Raw genomic sequence first — 16894 nt, 5'->3', positions numbered from 1 at the left:
CTTGAAAGGGGGTATGACAGTAAGAAAAAATAGAGATATAACAGATTGAATTATCGTTGCTTATTTTTCTATTTTTATTACTCATTAAGGAGTGTGGTTATTTTTACCCGATTTTTTTACCTGACAGCCTGTTGATTTGCATCAACTTTACCTGTGGTGTAATCCCTAATGTTGCGCCTTAATTCTACCGCGTTTTTATTTATCGAGGTTTTTATGACGCAGCCTTCATCACCCGAAAAAGTATCGCAAAGCACGCTGATAAGGGAATGGAATCCTGAAGATACAAAATTCTGGCAATCTGGCGGCCAACGGATAGCACAGCGTAATCTTTGGATCTCTGTACCGTGCCTGCTGTTGTCGTTTTGTGTCTGGATGATTTTCAGCACCGTAGCCGTTAACCTAAACAAGGTCGGATTTAGTTTTACCACAGACCAGTTATTTTTACTGACTGCGTTGCCTTCCGTCTCCGGCGCGCTATTACGCGTTCCATACTCCTTCGTTATCCCAATGGTTGGCGGTCGCCGTTGGACGACATTAAGTACCATCATTCTGGTGATCCCGTGTATTTGGCTCGGGTTTGCCGTACAAAATCCGCAAACGCCGTACAGCATTTTCGTCACCATTTCTCTGATGTGTGGTTTCGCGGGTGCTAACTTCGCGTCCAGCATGGCGAACATCAGTTTCTTCTTTCCCAAATCACGTCAAGGTAGTGCGTTAGGCATTAACGGCGGATTGGGCAACCTCGGCGTGAGCGTGATGCAGTTGCTAGTGCCGGTGGTGATTTTCCTGCCGATTCTGGGCTTCTCTGGCAATGGCGTTGTTCAGCCTGACGGGCACCAGATCTGGCTGCACCATGCAGCATGGATGTGGGTACCGTTTTTGATGATTGCTGCAACCGCTGCCTGGTTTGGCATGAACGATCTTCCTGCGCCTAATGCGTCAATACGCAAGCAGTTGCCGGTTCTGAAGCAAATGCATCTGTGGGTGCTCAGCTTTCTGTACTTGTCCACATTTGGCTCATTTATCGGCTTTTCGGCGGGCTTCGGCATGCTGTCCAGAACACAGTTCCCAGACATCGTGATTCTGTACTACGCGTTCTTTGGACCATTGCTGGGGGCGTTGGCGCGTCCGGTGGGCGGAATGCTGTCTGACCGTTTTGGCGGTGTGAAAGTTACGTTGATTAACTTCATCTTGATGGTGATTCTCTCGGTATTACTGTTCCTGTCCCTGCCGAGTGCGAACTCTGCGGGTTCATTCGGGATGTTCTTTGGCATCTTCATGATGCTGTTCCTGACGGCTGGTCTGGGTAGTGGGTCAACATTCCAGATGATCGCCGTGATTTTCCGTAAATTAACGGCAGATCGCGTAAAAATTCAAGGTGGAAGCGATGCGGATGCGCAGCGTACCGCAGCCACGGATACCGCAGCAGCGCTGGGCTTTATCTCAGCCATTGGCGCTATCGGCGGCTTCTTCATTCCCCAAGCCTTCGGGATGTCGCTGGAGTTAACCGGTTCACCCACCGGTGCGATGAAAGTGTTTGTGGTGTGCTACGTCGTGTGCGTATTGGTGACCTGGTTGTTTTATGCCAGAAAGAAAAACTGAGCCTTGACCCGGCTCCCAACCACCTCTTAGCCACATTTTATGTCGACTAAGAGGTGGTTTCGTGCGCGGTTAATGCTGTTATTTTCATGCTACTCCGTAGCACGCGCCCGACAAGGAACGCTCAATTGCCGCGCTCCTTGACCTCAGGCTTGTTGGCGCTAATTGTGTCGCTACGCGATACCTTCGGCGTTCGTGACTGCTACTCGGGCCTCCAGTGACGCGTCCCGACGCGGCACTGGTTTTCGCCGCATCCGTGCGGCTCACCCGGCAGTCACGCCCACCTCAGCACAATTTTTTACGCCAGAAAAACAAGGACAGAGACATGCTCTCCAAGTTCGCATGGAAATATAACTACGATGCCTCCTCCTTTTCGGGGAGGCGTTTTTTTTCGCGCTGCATCCAGCTACCCCCTTTACTGAATTTGTACGATTTTTCGTCGCTTTCCGACTACTACCTCTAAATAGTCGTGCGTATGAATTCAGTATAAGCACAAAACGAATGGTTTTATTTTTGTCTTTTAAAATCAATTAATTATGTGTTTTTTCTGTAATAATTCTTTGGTGGTAGTTGGCGATATACTCCGTTTTTCACAGGGTGACACTCTTGATCGTTATCAAGTTTGGCTACGTGGTTGCTGGATACCCTAGCGCCAACTTGAGCGATGTGTCGTAAGCAAAAACAGATGTCTGCTACGAGCATTTCATAACGACAGGGGCCAGCAGGCTTCGCAGCAGGAGAGTCCGGATGAGCAAATTCCTTGACCGGTTACGTTACTTCAAACAACTGGCCGAACCGTTTTCCGATGGGCATGGCCAGACCCTCAATACCAATCGTGACTGGGAAGACGGCTATCGCAGTCGCTGGCAGCATGACAAAATCGTGCGTTCTACCCACGGGGTAAACTGTACCGGTTCATGTAGCTGGAAGATTTATGTGAAAAACGGTCTGGTGACGTGGGAAACGCAGCAGACTGACTACCCGCGCACCCGCCCGGACCTACCTAACCATGAACCTCGCGGCTGCCCGCGCGGTGCCAGCTATTCCTGGTATCTCTACAGCGCCAACCGCCTGAAATACCCGATGATGCGTAAGCGCCTGCTGAAACTGTGGCGTGAAGCGAAACTGACGCACAGCGATCCGGTTGATGCCTGGGCGTCTATCGTCAATGACCCCGAAAAAACCAAATACTACAAACAAATTCGTGGCCGTGGTGGCTTCGTTCGTTCTGACTGGAATGAAGTCAACGAACTGATCGCTGCCTCTAACGTTTACACCACCAAGACCTTCGGCCCAGACCGCGTGATCGGTTTCTCACCGATTCCTGCGATGTCGATGGTGTCCTATGCAGCGGGTGCCCGTTACCTTTCTCTGCTCGGCGGCGTGTGCCTGAGCTTCTACGACTGGTACTGTGACTTGCCACCAGCGTCACCCATGACCTGGGGTGAGCAGACTGACGTACCGGAGTCTGCCGACTGGTATAACTCCTCTTACATCATTGCCTGGGGCTCTAACGTTCCGCAAACCCGTACGCCGGATGCCCACTTCTTTACGGAAGTTCGCTACAAAGGCACCAAAACCGTCGCGGTCACGCCGGACTACGCTGAAATCGCCAAGCTGTGCGACCACTGGCTGAACCCGAAACAAGGTACCGACAGCGCGATGGCGCTGGCAATGGGCCACGTTATTCTGAAAGAGTTCCACCTCGACAAACCGAGCCAGTATTTCAGCGAGTATGTTCGTCAATACACGGACTTACCGATGCTGGTGCTGCTGGAGCCGCGTGAAGACGGTTACTACGCAGCGGGTCGACTGCTGCGTGCTTCCGATCTGGTGGACAACCTCGGCCATGACAACAACCCGCAGTGGAAAACCATCGCGATTGACGATGAAAGCGGCAATCTGACGGCTCCACAAGGGTCGATTGGCTACCGTTGGGGCGATCAGGGCAAATGGAATCTGGAACAGCGAGACGGCGTGAGCGGCGAAGAAGTGAAGCTGCGCTTGAGCCTGCTGGGCTCGCATGACGATGTGGTTGATGTCGGCTTCCCGTATTTTGGCGGCGCGGTCAGCGAACATTTCAACAACGTTGCGCTAGAAGAAATCCTGCTGCACAAACTGCCGGTTAAGCGCCTGACGCTGGCTGACGGTAGCGAAGCGCTGGTTGCCTGCGTGTATGACCTGACGATGGCGAACTACGGTCTGGATCGCGGTCTGGGCGACGACAACTGCGCACGTGATTATGACGATGTGAAAGCATACAGCCCAGCCTGGGCCGAGAAGATTACTGGCGTTTCTCGTCAGAACATCATCCGTATTGCGCGTGAATTCGCGGATAACGCCGATAAAACGCACGGTCGTTCGATGGTCATCGTCGGTGCCGGTATCAACCACTGGTACCACATGGACATGAACTACCGCGGCATCATCAATATGCTAATTTTCTGCGGCTGTGTTGGTCAGAGCGGTGGCGGTTGGGCGCACTATGTCGGACAAGAAAAACTGCGTCCGCAAACCGGTTGGACGCCGCTGGCGTTTGGTCTGGACTGGCAGCGTCCGCCTCGTCACATGAACAGTACGTCGTTCTTCTATAACCATTCCAGCCAGTGGCGTTATGAAACCGTCGCGCCGCAGGAGCTGCTGTCACCACTGGCGGATAAATCCCGCTTTACCGGCAGCATGATTGACTTCAACGTGCGCGCCGAGCGTATGGGCTGGCTGCCGTCTGCACCGCAGTTGAACGTTAACCCGCTGGATATCGCAGAGAAAGCGCGTGCTGCCGGCGTCACACCGCAGGACTATACCGTTGCTGCGTTGAAATCAGGCGAAATCAAATTTGCCGCTGAACAGCCGGATAGCCCGCAAAACTACCCGCGCAACCTGTTCATCTGGCGTTCTAACCTGTTGGGTTCCTCCGGTAAAGGCCACGAATACATGCTGAAGTACCTGCTGGGTACGGAGCACGGCATTCAAGGGCAAGATCTGGGTACCGCGGGCAGCGTGAAGCCGGAAGAAGTGGAATGGCGCGATCAAGGCGTTGAAGGCAAACTGGATCTGGTGGTGACGCTTGATTTCCGTATGTCCAGCACCTGCCTGTATTCCGACATCGTCCTGCCAACGGCAACCTGGTACGAAAAAGACGATATGAATACCTCGGATATGCATCCGTTTATTCACCCGCTGTCTGCGGCCGTCGATCCGGCGTGGGATTCCAAAAGCGACTGGGAAATCTACAAAGGCATCGCAAAAGCCTTCTCCCGCGTCTGTCAGGGACACCTTGGTCAGGAAACCGATCTGGTTACCTTGCCTATTCAACACGATTCCCCAGCGGAAATGGCGCAGCCGTTCGGCGTGGATGACTGGAAAAAAGGCGAATGCGATCTGATTCCGGGCAAAACGGCACCACACCTGATGATGGTGGAGCGCGATTACCCGAACCTGTACGAACGTTTCACCTCGCTCGGTCCATTGATGGACAAGCTGGGCAACGGCGGTAAAGGCATCGGCTGGAACACGCAGACCGAAGTCGATTTCCTGAAAAAACTGAACTACACCAAGGCCGACGGTGCGGCGGCGGGTCGTCCGAAGATTGAAACGGCGATCGATGCGGCAGAAGTGATTCTGTCTCTGGCTCCGGAAACCAACGGTCAGGTAGCGGTGAAGGCATGGGAAGCGCTGAGCAAATTCACCGGTCGTGACCACACGCATCTGGCACTGAATAAAGAAGACGAAAAAATTCGCTTCCGCGATATTCAGGCGCAGCCGCGCAAAATTATCTCTAGCCCGACCTGGTCTGGTTTGGAAGATGAACACGTTTCCTATAACGCCTGTTATACCAACGTTCATGAGCTGATTCCGTGGCGTACGCTGTCCGGTCGCCAACAGCTGTATCAAGACCATGAGTGGATGCGTGCCTTCGGTGAAAGCCTGCTGGTATACCGTCCGCCAGTCGATACCCGTGCGGCTGAGCCGGTGATGAATAAGAAGCCTAACGGCAACCCGGAAAAAGCGCTGAACTTCCTGACGCCGCACCAAAAATGGGGTATTCACTCCACGTACAGCGACAACCTGTTGATGCTGACGCTGGGTCGCGGTGGCCCGATTATCTGGCTGAGCGAAGACGATGCCCGCGATTTGGGTATTGCGGATAACGACTGGGTAGAAGCGTTTAACGCCAACGGTGCGCTGACGGCCCGTGCGGTTGTCAGCCAGCGTGTGCCGGCGGGAATGACCATGATGTACCACGCGCAGGAACGCATTATTAACCTGCCGGGATCGGAAATTACCCAGCAGCGCGGCGGTATTCACAACTCGGTAACCCGTATCACTCCGAAACCGACCCATATGATCGGCGGCTATGCCCAACTGGCTTATGGCTTTAACTACTACGGCACCGTTGGGTCAAACCGCGATGAGTTCGTCGTAGTTCGTAAAATGAAACGCATCGACTGGCTGGATGATGAAGGCCAGGACTATGTTCAGCAACAAACAGTACAAAAAGCGGTACAGCAGGAGAAAGCCTGATGAAAATTCGTTCACAAGTGGGCATGGTGCTGAATCTGGACAAATGCATCGGCTGTCACACCTGCTCCGTTAGCTGTAAAAACGTCTGGACCAGCCGTGAAGGGATGGAATACGCCTGGTTCAACAACGTCGAAACCAAACCGGGCGTGGGTTATCCCCATGCCTGGGAAGATCAGGAAAAATGGAAGGGCGGCTGGATCCGTAAAATCAGCGGCAAGCTCGAACCGCGTATGGGTAACCGCATCAGCGTGTTGTCCAAAATCTTCGCTAACCCGGATGTGCCGGAAATCGACGACTACTATGAGCCGTTTGACTACGACTATCAGAACCTGCGTAAAGCGCCGGAAGGCAAGCATCAGCCTGTCGCGCGTCCGCGCTCGCTGATTACCGGTCAGCGGATGAAGAAAATCGAGAACGGCCCGAACTGGGAAGACGATCTGGGTGGTGAATTCAGCGTGCGCTCCAAAGATAAGAACTTTGAGCATATGCAGAAAGAGATGTACGGCCAGTTCGAAAACACGTTCATGATGTATCTGCCGCGTCTGTGCGAACACTGCCTGAACCCGGCGTGTGTGGCGACCTGTCCGAGTGGCGCGATCTACAAACGTGGCGAAGACGGTATCGTCCTGATCGATCAGGACAAATGCCGCGGCTGGCGTATGTGCTTGACCGGTTGCCCGTACAAGAAAATCTACTTCAACTGGAAGAGCGGCAAATCAGAAAAATGTATTTTCTGCTACCCGCGTATCGAAAGTGGTCAACCGACTCTCTGCTCAGAAACCTGCGTCGGACGTATCCGCTATCTGGGCGTGCTGCTCTATGATGCCGACCGCATCGAGCAAGCGGCGTCGGTGGAAAACGAGAAAGATCTGTACCAGAGCCAACTGGATGTGTTCCTTGACCCGCACGACCCTAAAGTCATTGAACAAGCGCTGAAAGACGGCATTCCAAACAGCGTCATTGAAGCGGCACAGCAGTCGCCGGTGTACAAAATGGCGATGGACTGGAAGCTGGCGCTGCCGCTGCACCCAGAATACCGCACGCTGCCGATGGTGTGGTACGTGCCGCCGTTGTCACCGATTCAGTCTGCCGCGGATGCAGGTCAATTGGCGCACACCGGCGTACTGCCGGACGTCGAAAGCCTGCGTATTCCAGTGCAGTATCTGGCGAACCTGCTGACCGCAGGGGATACCGAGCCCGTATTGCTGGCGCTGAAACGTATGCTGGCGATGCGTCACTACAAACGTGCAGAAACCGTAGAAGGCAAAATTGATAACAGCGCGCTGGAGCAGGTTGGGCTGACTGAAGCGCAGGCGCAGGAAATGTACCGCTATCTGGCGATTGCGAACTACGAAGACCGTTTCGTGATTCCATCAAGCCATCGTGAACTGGCGCGTGAAGCATTCCCTGAAAGCAAAGGCTGCGGCTTCAGCTTTGGCGATGGTTGCCACGGCAGCGATACCAAATTCAACCTGTTCAACAGCAAGCGTATTGATGCCATCGATGTCAGCAGCAAAACGCGCGATATGAACAGCAAAATCATGCGGGAGACGAACCATGATTAGCCTGCGGATTATTGCCCGCTTGCTGGACTATCCCGATAGCGAGCTGTGGGAAAACCGGGCTGAGTTGATCGAAGCGGTAGAGCAGGCTGATGCTTTACCGCTGCGTGAGAGTCATCAGCTCATGCAGTTCATCAATACGTTGTGCGCGCAGGATCTATTGGACAAACAGGCGGAGTATAGCGGCCTGTTTGACCGCGGTCGGGCGACCTCGCTGCTGCTGTTCGAACACGTTCACGGTGAGTCTCGCGATCGTGGTCAGGCGATGGTCGATCTCATGCAGCAATATCAGGATGCCGGTCTGGCACTGGATTGCCGTGAGCTGCCGGACTACCTGCCGCTGTATCTTGAGTACCTTTCTCGTCTGGAACCTGCGCAAGGGCGCGCGGGTTTACTCGACATCGCGCCGATTCTGGCGTTGATTGGTGCGCGTTTGCAGCAGCGTGACAGCAGCTATGCCGTGCTGTTCGATCTGCTGTTGGCGTTGTCCGGCAGTGATCTGAAAAGTGACGATGTCACACATCAGGTCGCTGACGAAGCGCGCGACGACACGCCGCAGGCGCTGGATGCCGTGTGGGAAGAGGAACAGGTTAAATTCCTCGGCGAAGAAGGCTGCGCATCGGCCCAACAAACGCAACATCAACGCCGCTTCGCTGGCGCGGTGGTGCCGCAATATCTGAATCTTGACGCTACATCAGCGGGAGGGCAACGCTAATGAGTGCAATCACGAACTCTTCTTTTATAAACTTCAGCAACATATTCTTTTTTGACATCTATCCTTACCTGGCGATGGCTATTTTCCTGATTGGCAGTTGGCTGCGTTATGACTACGGTCAGTACAGCTGGCGTGCCGGTTCGAGCCAAATGCTGGATAAGAAAGGGATGCGTCTGGCGTCTAACCTGTTCCATCTGGGGATTCTGGGCGTATTTGCCGGGCACTTCCTCGGTATGCTGACGCCGCACTGGATGTACGAAGCCTTCCTGCCAATGGATGTAAAACAGAAAATGGCGATGTTCGGCGGTGGTGCGGCAGGTCTGCTGACGTTTGTCGGTGGCGTGCTGTTGTTAAAGCGCCGTCTGACCAACCCGCGTATTCGTGCCACGTCCAGCGTTGGCGACATTCTCATTCTGTCTCTGCTGGTGATTCAGGCAGGTTTAGGGCTGCTGACCATTCCGTTCTCTGCACAGCATATGGACGGCAGTGAAATGCTGAAGCTGGTCGGTTGGGCGCAGAGCGTGGCGTTCTTCCAGGGCGGGGCGTCTGAGCATTTGGCGGGTGTTGCGCTGATCTTCAAGCTGCACATCGTGCTGGGGCTGACGCTGTTTGTTCTGTTCCCGTTCTGCCGTCTGGTTCACATCTGGAGCGCACCGGTCGAGTACCTGACGCGTCGCTACCAGCTCGTGCGTAACCGTCGCTAGTATGATAAAAACGGCGGCGTTATGATAACGCCGCCGTTTTAACGTCTTCCTTTTCATCTTTCCCCGCCAATAACGATCGTCATCGGCAGCTCTTAGCTGATTACTTACCTCGCGCCGTCGTCCATTGCACGGCGAAGACGCTGGCTAATACGATGGCCAAACCCAGAAATGCCGTCCCAGTCATCGACTGTGAAAGCAACGCCCAGCCTAGCACCACGGCGGTCAGTGGGCTCAGCAGCCCCAATGAGGCAACGGCAACCGTTGGCAGGCGCGATACACCACGAAACCAGAGCCCATAAGCGAGCACGGCACCCGCAAGACAGAGATAGGAATAGGCGGCCCACTGTGGCAGGGTTAAAGCAGGCAGCGGCGCATCGGCTATCCATGCAACGGGTGCCAGCATCAATCCGCCGAGGAAGAGTTGCCAGCCGGTAAGCGGTAGTACGGGCAAATCAAGTTGCCAGCGACGCGTTAACCAGACGCCCGTCGCCATACATACCGCTCCCAGCAGCGCGGCGGCAATGCCCACGGGCTCAAATGTTGTCTGCGGCGACAGCAGCAAAATGGCCATGCCCGCCACGCCGATGATCGCCGACCACAGCGTCGTCAGTCTGGGCGCACGATGATCCATTGCCCAGACCAACACCATCACCAGCAGCGGTTGGATCGCGCCAAGGACGGCTGCCAGTCCGCCTGGCAAACGATAAGCCGCGACAAACAGCAGCGCTTGAAAGACGCCGATATTCAGGGCGCTGAGCACGAGCACACGCCACCAGTCTCGTCGTGCAGGAAAACGGCGCGTGAATAAGAGCAGCAGCAGACCCGCTGGGAGTACGCGGATAAGCGCCGCCGTAAAAGGACGATCCGGCGGCAGGATTTCTGATGTCACGATGTAGGTCGAGCCCCAAATCGCGGGAGCCAGTGCCGTGAGTAGGACGTCACGCCAATAGTGTGGTGAGGATGTAGTGTTCATGACTTTACCTTCAATTCAAGATATCATGATAGTGTTGATTAATTACCTTGAAGTCAAGATAAATGAAAAATCAAACCAGCGAACGCGAATACGACGCGGTAGATGCCATCCTTGAACAGTGGCGGCGCGAACGGCCCGATCTGGATGCCAGCCCCATGGGACCGATTGGACGCCTCAGACGATGTGCCGCGTTCCTCGAACTGCGTCTGGAGGCCTGTTTCTCCCGATTTGAACTGAGCAGTTGGGAGTTTGATATGCTGGCGACGCTGCGTCGTGCTGGTGCGCCACATTGCCTCAGCCCGACGGAGCTGTTCTCCGCGCTGATGGTGACGTCAGGCACCATGACTCATCGACTAAAACGCCTTGAAACCCGAGGATTTATCGAACGTGTGCAGAACGCACAGGATGCGCGCAGTACGCTTGTGCAACTCACCGGCACAGGGCTTGAACTGATTAATCGTGCCGTTGAGGCACACATTGAGAACGAACGTCAGGTGCTCTCTGTACTGCCTGCCGATGTGTTGGCTTCTCTTGATGCTAACCTTGCAGCGCTACTGCGAGGGCTGGAAAACCATAACAAAGGGAACTGAATCATGTCTGAATACCGTGCTTCAATCTGCTGGCAGCGCGATGGGCAAAATTTTATTGATAACCGCTACAGCCGATTGCATCAGTGGCAGTTTGACGGTGGTATTACGCTGCGCGCCTCGTCGTCACCGCATGTCGTCCCGCTGCCTTTTTCGCTGGAAGACGCAGTCGATCCTGAAGAGGCGCTGGTGGCCTCGTTGTCCAGTTGCCATATGCTGTGGTTTCTTTCCATTGCAGCTAAAAAGCGCTTCTGTGTCGATGACTATCAGGATAACGCGGTGGGCACGATGGGCGTGAATGCGGCAGGAAAAACGGCGATGCTGGACGTCACGCTGCGTCCGCAGGTGACATTCAGCGGCGAAAAGAGGCCTACCGCTGAGCAATATGCCCAGTTGCATGAACTGGCGCATGACGCCTGCTACATCGCACATTCGGTGAATTTTCCGGTGAACTGCGAGCCGACGTTAGAGACGAGCAACTGAACTGAACGCGCTAACGGCGCGCAGAGATAAACATGCGTAATGCGAAATGACCGCCCGACGCGTTCAGGTCGGGCGGCGTGGCCGATTATGGTCAGCCGAGCATCACCAGCCGGTAATGCGCTGCCAGGTTTCCTGCTCATTCCTGTGTGATTTCAGCACCTGATAGTGCTGGTGCATCGCGGCCGTCGCGCAGGCGTGGTTAGGCAATATCCGCAACCGCGTGCCGACGGGGAAATTATCGACCGAAAGCCCACTGTCGGCGGGTAGCGCGATGATGCCGTGTTCCTGATTGGTGATCGTCACGCAGAGGTCGTGGTAAGGGCTGCCATACAGATCGCAAACCAGCCCATAACCGTAATCTTTTGCCTGAGAGGCCGTACCGCGATCGCGGGAAAGTGCCATCCAGCCCGCATCGATAAACACCCAGCCTTTTTCGCGATTATGTCCAATCACAGTGCTGACGACCGACAGCGCGATATCATCCAGCGAACAGACCCCGACATTTTTCATCACCAGATCGAATGTGGTGAAAACGCCTGCTCTGACCTCGGTAATGCCAGTTAAATCCTCGGCAAAGTGCGCCGTCGGTGTGGCACCGACGCTGAGCACGGGGCAGGCAATTCCCAGCGCGCGCACTCGCTGTCCGGCGATATTGATGGCTTTGCACTCGGTGCGTGCAGCCGCCCTGATCGCCTCGTCCGTACGGCAGGCGTACGATTCTCCCGCGTGTGCCAGCAGGCCGGTGAGCGTCGCGCCGTTGCCGTCGATCTGCTGTGCCAGCTCAAGTAATGCGTCGCTTTCTGGTGGGATGCCGCCGCGATGCCCGTCACAGTCGATCTCAATAAAGACCGAAAACGTCACGCCATTGGCGCGGGCATAATCCGTCACCGCGCGCGCCTGTTCTGGGCTATCCAGCAGAATATGAATATTCACGCCTTTGCGGATTAAGCTGGCGATACGCGGCAGCTTGTGCGGGGCGATCCCTACGGCGTAGAGCAGGTTGGTATAACCGGCGGCGGCAAAGGCTTCCGCTTCTGCCAACGTCGAAACCGTCGCGGGTGACGCCGCGTCTTTGAGCAGATAGCGACCGGCTTCAATCGAGCGTAGCGTTTTGAGATGCGGCCGGATCTGGCTGCCTAATTTTTCCGTACGCTGATAAAGCCTGTCGATGTTGCGTTGAAAGCGGAACTCATCAATCAGCAAAAAGGGCGTTTCCAGCGCGTTAAGCCAGTCAATATTGTTCATTATGCACCTTCAGTTTGTTTAGCCTGCTGCCAGGCGGCAAGAATGCGTTGGCCGATATATAAGTCCTGAATCGACAAACCGGAGCTGTCAAACACGGTGATATCGTCCGGCGTTTGTCGTCCTGCTGCGCTTGCGCTAATCACGTCGCCGATGGCGGTCAGCGTCACATGGGCTGGCGCATGTTGGAAGTCACCAATCATTCGGGATTGGGAAGGCAGATCGCAAAACAGGCGGCCTGCAGTAAACAGCTCTGGCGGCAGTTCCTGCTTGCCGACGGCGTCCGATCCCATGCTGACAACGTGCGTTCCGGCGTTAACCCACTCGGCGTTAAACAGCGGCGTGCGTGATGGCGTTGCGGTCACGATGATATCCGCCGCGCGACACGCGCTTTCGGCATCGCTGACGTGCGCATCCAGTCCGGCTGCCTTGAATTCTTGCGCCATCTCTGCGGATTTGCTGCTATCGCGCCCGACAATCAGCAGGGTACGGATTGGCCGTATTCTTGCCAGCGCGGCGCACTCATAGCGGGCCTGATGACCGGTTCCGAACACGGCGAGAACCGAGGCATCGGGTCTTGCCAGCAAATCGGCGGCAACGGCGTTGGCAGCGGCGGTACGAAAGGCGTTCACCTTTCCGCCTTCAATCGCGACCGCTATTTTCCCGATTTGCTGATCGAACAGCAGAATGAGGGAATTATGGCGGGGTAGCCCGTTGGCGGGGTTTCCCGGCCAGAACGAACCGACTTTTAGTCCCGCGAGTTCATGGGTTGCTGAGGCCTTGATGCTGAAGGTGTTGACCGGATCGGAACCTTGCCCATGTACCACCGGAAAACTACGTGCTTCCGGTTCGCTGGCGGCGATCAGGGCTTCACGAACGGCGTCATAAGCCAGCTCATGGCTGATAAGTGCCGCTGACTCTGCTTCAGAAATAAAGATCATCGTTTTTCCTTAGGCGTTGCCGGTCAGAAATGCGCCGTAGCGGCTGATATCGACGTTCCCGCCGCTGATAACAATGCCGATGCGTTTACCGCGTAGCGATTCCCTGAGATTGCGCGCCGCTGCAAAGCTGAGACATCCCGTTGGCTCAACAACGATCTTCATGCGCTCGGCATAAAACCGCATCGTGTCAATCAGGTCATCGTCCGTCACGGTCAGAATATCGTCGACGTTCTGACGAATCAGGGCGAAGGGGTAGCGGCCGAGTTGCTGTATTTGTGCGCCATCGGCAATGGTTTGCGGTGTGTCGATATGCACGATATGGCCACTGCGAAGCGATTGCTGCCCATCGTTGCCTGCGAGAGGTTCAACACCATAAATAAGGCATTGTGGCGACAGCTGACGGGCGGAAAGCGCGGATCCCGCCAGCAGACCTCCACCACCTACGCAGACGAACAAGGCATCCAATTCGCCTGTCTCTTCCAATAGCTCTTTCACCACCGTTCCTTGCCCGGCAATAACATGCGGGTGGTCGAAAGGGGGAATGAGCGTCAGGCCGTGCTTTTTCGCCAGATCGTTACCGATCTGCTCACGATCTTCAGTGTACCGATTGTATTGCACCACGTTGCCACCGTAGCCCCGTGTTGCGGCGATCTTTATCGCGGGGGCATCGTGCGGCATGACAATCGTTGCGGGAATACCGAGTAATTTGGCGGCCAGCGCAATCGCCTGCGCATGGTTACCGGAAGAGAAGGTGACCACGCCAGCCGCTTTTTGCGCGTCAGTGAATTGTAATAAGGCATTCATGGCGCCGCGAAACTTAAATGCGCCTGTACGCTGGAAGTTTTCACACTTGAAGAAAACCTCTGCGCCGAATGTGTCATTGACCGTGCGCGATGTCATCACCGGTGTCTTATTGGCATAGCCATCAATACGTTCCGCTGCGGCTACCACATCGTCGTAAGTAGGGAGGCGTAAGTCGCTCATAGTTGGATAATCCGATGTTAGTGATTATGAATACCGGAGTCGTTGGTTCCGATGTTGTCGAATGCGTCATAAACAAAATATATAAAATTAGATAAATTGTCTAATGTGATTTGTCTTTAGGTCTTCGACCACCGTGAGGTGCATCGCGTGCTACTGAAAAAAACCGGAACGAGTATGTGTCACGGAACCCGGAGCGACCGCTGACGACATCGCGTGTGGTACTAAATCAGGTGTACTTACAGTACACTCAGCGCCAGAAAACGCGCTTGCGCAAGCATGAGTAGAGGAATGGGAGAGGAATATGTCTGCATCTGGAGAAGGTCTGCTGCTGACGCAGTTAGAAGCGATAGCCAAAGGGCTGAGCGAAACGTTCGCGCCATTCTGTGAAGTGGTTGTGCACGATCTGAAAAACCCAGAACACGCGATACTTTCCATTCACAATAACCTCTCCGGCAGGGAGGTGGGTGCGCCTGCAACGGAACTGGGTCTTGCCCGTATCGCCTCGCCCGAGTTTCCCAATATTTTGGCGAACTACGCCAACCAGTTTGCAGACGGACGTCCGGTAAAAAGCACCTCGGTCGGCATCAAGAATGCGGAAGGCGAATACGTCGCCGCGCTGTGCCTGAACGTCGATATGACGCTCTTTCGAGGCATGCAAAATGCGCTGGCGCAGTTCACCCAGTTCTCGTCGGACTCCGTAACGGAGCATTTAGAACCAAACGGCGCGGCAGCGATCAGACAACACATCGATCACTTCGCCGCCCGACTTGCCACCACGCCACGAGCGCTAAAAGCGCAGGACAGAAAAATCCTGCTTCAGGAACTGAAAGACAGCGGCCTGCTGGAAGTCAAAAAATCGATGGAAACCATCGCCCAGCACCTCGGCGTATCACGGGCGTCGGTGTATTTGTATGCGAAGGATTAGGGGCGGATCATAGGTTTTTTTCTGTTAGTTGCCATTTTCACCTCCATTAAATTCGTTCTCATTGAGATGATTATCGCCTAAAAAATACTCACCTTCAACGTCGTCGTTTACTACCTGAATGTCTTCACGAAGCCATTGAAGAAGATTTTCTGAAGAGCGCCACAGTATCGTTTTGCTACCTCCCGTTATATCCTCAAAACCTTGTGTAATATAATAGTTAGCAACACTATCATTAATCGGTTCGATTAAGCGGACTCCGGTGCATTGTGTCTCTATTATGAAAAATAGTACGGCGTAGAGTGCATACTTTAGGGTACTCCCATCCAGTTCTGAATCATGCAGATGGAAATTTTGTAACATTTCAAAATTTAGCGTTGGACCTTCCTCAAAGTGCTGTGATATCCGTTGCCCCTGTGCAGGGGCAACGCGCTTTCTTTCTTATTTCCTGTCTGATGGTTTTTCCCGCATATTCTTGGTGCTGTCAGTGCGCCACGCCTAATGCGTTACGATGCTATCCAGCGCGCGCAGGTGTTCCGGTTGCCAGGACAGATTGACTTCGGTGCCGGCTTTCCAGTGTGGCTGAATTTCGCTGGCGGGGAGTTTCACCATAAACTGCGGCTGGCCTGCCACTTCCGTCATCATCCTGACGTGATCGCCCAGATAGATGAACTGCTGAATGCGGGCTTTGACGTGCTGCATGCCGTCATCGACGTGAGCCGCGTTGACGTGAATACGTTCTGGACGGATGCAGAGCGTAATTTTTCGGCCTGACGAGCTAGGACGGACTTTCAGTGCGCGTAGCGAAGTGCCGTCGTCCAGCGTTGCCCGATAGAATGCACCTTCGGCCTCGGCACGCGTGGCGAGCAGCGTATTGTTTTCGCCGATAAACTGCGCCACAAACGCATTCTCCGGTTTTTCGTAGATGTCGCTGGGGCTGTCCATCTGCTGAATCACGCCATCGTTAAACACGGCGACGCGGTTGGACATGGTCATCGCTTCGCTCTGGTCATGGGTGACGTACACCACGGTTAACTCCAGCGACTGGTGTAGCTCTTTAATTTCCAACTGCATATGCTCACGCAGTTGCTTATCCAACGCGCCCAACGGTTCATCCATCAGCACCAGCTTTGGCTCGAAAACCAGTGCGCGAGCCAGCGCCACACGCTGCTGCTGGCCGCCGGACATCTGTGCAGGATAGCGATCGGCCAGACTGGTGAGCTTCACGCGATCCAGTACCCGATCCACTTTCTCTTTGATATCGGCACGGTTCAGGCGGCGGATGGAGAGTGGAAATGCCAGATTCTCCGCCACGGTCATGTGGGGGAACAGCGCGTAGTTCTGAAACACCATGCCGATGTCGCGTTGGTGCGGCGGGAGATGGTGCAGCGGGGCGTCGCGCAGCATAATTTCCCCCTGCGTCGGGGTTTCAAATCCGGCGAGCATCATCAGACTGGTGGTTTTTCCCGAGCCGGATGGCCCAAGCAGGGTCAGAAATTCACCTTCACGGATATCCAGATTAAGGTTTTTGACGATCAGGCGGTCGCCGTCATAGGTCTTCTGAACATTCTTGAAGCTGACATAATTTCTCATTTTTCACTCTCCGGCAGTCACTGTTATTCATAAGAATGCATAAACCATGCCGGATGTTTAGCGAG

At 54.5% G+C, this 16894-nt stretch carries 14 protein-coding genes; 8 read left to right on the top strand and 6 right to left on the bottom strand.

Features of this window, described 5'->3' with window-relative positions; genetic code table 11:
• Positions 1-213 precede the first annotated feature (213 nt).
• The 5 genes from IG609_RS10840 to narI all read left to right on the top strand — a co-directional run bounded on the left by IG609_RS10840 (position 214) and on the right by narI (position 9104).
• On the top strand, positions 214-1602 hold the full coding sequence (locus IG609_RS10840; protein ID WP_193396998.1) for a NarK family nitrate/nitrite MFS transporter: 1389 nt from the start codon (positions 214-216) through the stop codon (positions 1600-1602).
• A 744-nt stretch (positions 1603-2346) separates the two neighbouring features.
• A complete protein-coding gene (locus tag IG609_RS10835; RefSeq protein WP_193396997.1) occupies positions 2347-6123 on the top strand; it encodes a nitrate reductase subunit alpha in 3777 nt (1258 codons plus the stop codon).
• The gene (gene narH, locus IG609_RS10830; RefSeq protein WP_193396996.1) at positions 6123-7688 is read left to right on the top strand and encodes a nitrate reductase subunit beta; all 1566 of its coding nucleotides are present in this window, start codon (positions 6123-6125) and stop codon (positions 7686-7688) included. Before IG609_RS10835 ends, narH begins: the two co-directional genes overlap by 1 nt.
• Complete coding sequence (gene narJ, locus IG609_RS10825; protein WP_014915595.1) at positions 7681-8400, top strand: nitrate reductase molybdenum cofactor assembly chaperone; 720 nt, start codon at positions 7681-7683, stop codon at positions 8398-8400. The genes narH and narJ overlap by 8 nt, the downstream gene beginning before the upstream one ends.
• Positions 8401-8426: 26 nt before the next feature.
• The gene (narI, locus tag IG609_RS10820) at positions 8427-9104 is read left to right on the top strand and encodes a respiratory nitrate reductase subunit gamma (RefSeq protein WP_180786520.1); all 678 of its coding nucleotides are present in this window, start codon (positions 8427-8429) and stop codon (positions 9102-9104) included.
• 100 nt (positions 9105-9204) lie between these two features.
• Here narI and IG609_RS10815 read toward each other — a convergent pair whose 3' ends face one another.
• Positions 9205-10077, bottom strand: a complete 873-nt coding sequence (locus IG609_RS10815) for an EamA family transporter (RefSeq protein WP_193400772.1) — start codon at positions 10075-10077, stop codon at positions 9205-9207.
• 62 nt (positions 10078-10139) lie between these two features.
• Here IG609_RS10815 and IG609_RS10810 point away from each other — a divergent pair, with 62 nt between their 5' ends.
• On the top strand, positions 10140-10667 hold the full coding sequence (locus tag IG609_RS10810) for a MarR family winged helix-turn-helix transcriptional regulator (protein ID WP_039288856.1): 528 nt from the start codon (positions 10140-10142) through the stop codon (positions 10665-10667).
• 3 nt (positions 10668-10670) lie between these two features.
• Positions 10671-11147, top strand: a complete 477-nt coding sequence (locus IG609_RS10805) for an OsmC family protein (protein WP_014915591.1) — start codon at positions 10671-10673, stop codon at positions 11145-11147.
• 102 nt (positions 11148-11249) lie between these two features.
• Here IG609_RS10805 and IG609_RS10800 read toward each other — a convergent pair whose 3' ends face one another.
• From IG609_RS10800 to IG609_RS10790, 3 genes are read right to left on the bottom strand one after another with little or no spacing between them, the layout of a single operon-like run.
• Positions 11250-12392 carry a DSD1 family PLP-dependent enzyme gene (locus IG609_RS10800; protein WP_193400774.1) on the bottom strand — a complete coding sequence of 381 codons (1143 nt, stop codon included), beginning with the start codon at positions 12390-12392 and terminating at the stop codon, positions 11250-11252.
• On the bottom strand, positions 12392-13330 hold the full coding sequence (locus tag IG609_RS10795; protein WP_193400775.1) for an ornithine cyclodeaminase family protein: 939 nt from the start codon (positions 13328-13330) through the stop codon (positions 12392-12394). Before IG609_RS10795 ends, IG609_RS10800 begins: the two co-directional genes overlap by 1 nt.
• 9 nt (positions 13331-13339) lie before the next feature.
• Positions 13340-14314 (bottom strand): threo-3-hydroxy-L-aspartate ammonia-lyase, encoded by a 975-nt coding sequence (locus IG609_RS10790; protein ID WP_193400777.1) that lies wholly within the window; start codon positions 14312-14314, stop codon positions 13340-13342.
• A gap of 301 nt (positions 14315-14615) precedes the next feature.
• Between IG609_RS10790 and IG609_RS10785 the strand changes: the two genes are divergently transcribed.
• Positions 14616-15239, top strand: coding sequence for a helix-turn-helix transcriptional regulator (locus IG609_RS10785; protein ID WP_193396992.1), 624 nt, complete (start codon positions 14616-14618; stop codon positions 15237-15239).
• Positions 15240-15263: 24 nt separating this feature from the next.
• On the opposite strand, the gene IG609_RS10780 is transcribed toward IG609_RS10785, so the two are convergent.
• Together IG609_RS10780 and IG609_RS10775 are read right to left on the bottom strand one after the other, a co-directional pair.
• Positions 15264-15599 carry a hypothetical protein gene (locus tag IG609_RS10780; RefSeq protein WP_193400779.1) on the bottom strand — a complete coding sequence of 112 codons (336 nt, stop codon included), beginning with the start codon at positions 15597-15599 and terminating at the stop codon, positions 15264-15266.
• 135 nt (positions 15600-15734) lie between these two features.
• Positions 15735-16829, bottom strand: coding sequence for an ABC transporter ATP-binding protein (locus IG609_RS10775; RefSeq protein ID WP_193396990.1), 1095 nt, complete (start codon positions 16827-16829; stop codon positions 15735-15737).
• Positions 16830-16894: the final 65 nt, after the last annotated feature.

It is taken from the genome of Pectobacterium quasiaquaticum, from assembly GCF_014946775.2.
Lineage (GTDB): Bacteria > Pseudomonadota > Gammaproteobacteria > Enterobacterales > Enterobacteriaceae > Pectobacterium > Pectobacterium aquaticum.
This window is presented reverse-complemented; position numbering and strand designations above follow the sequence as displayed.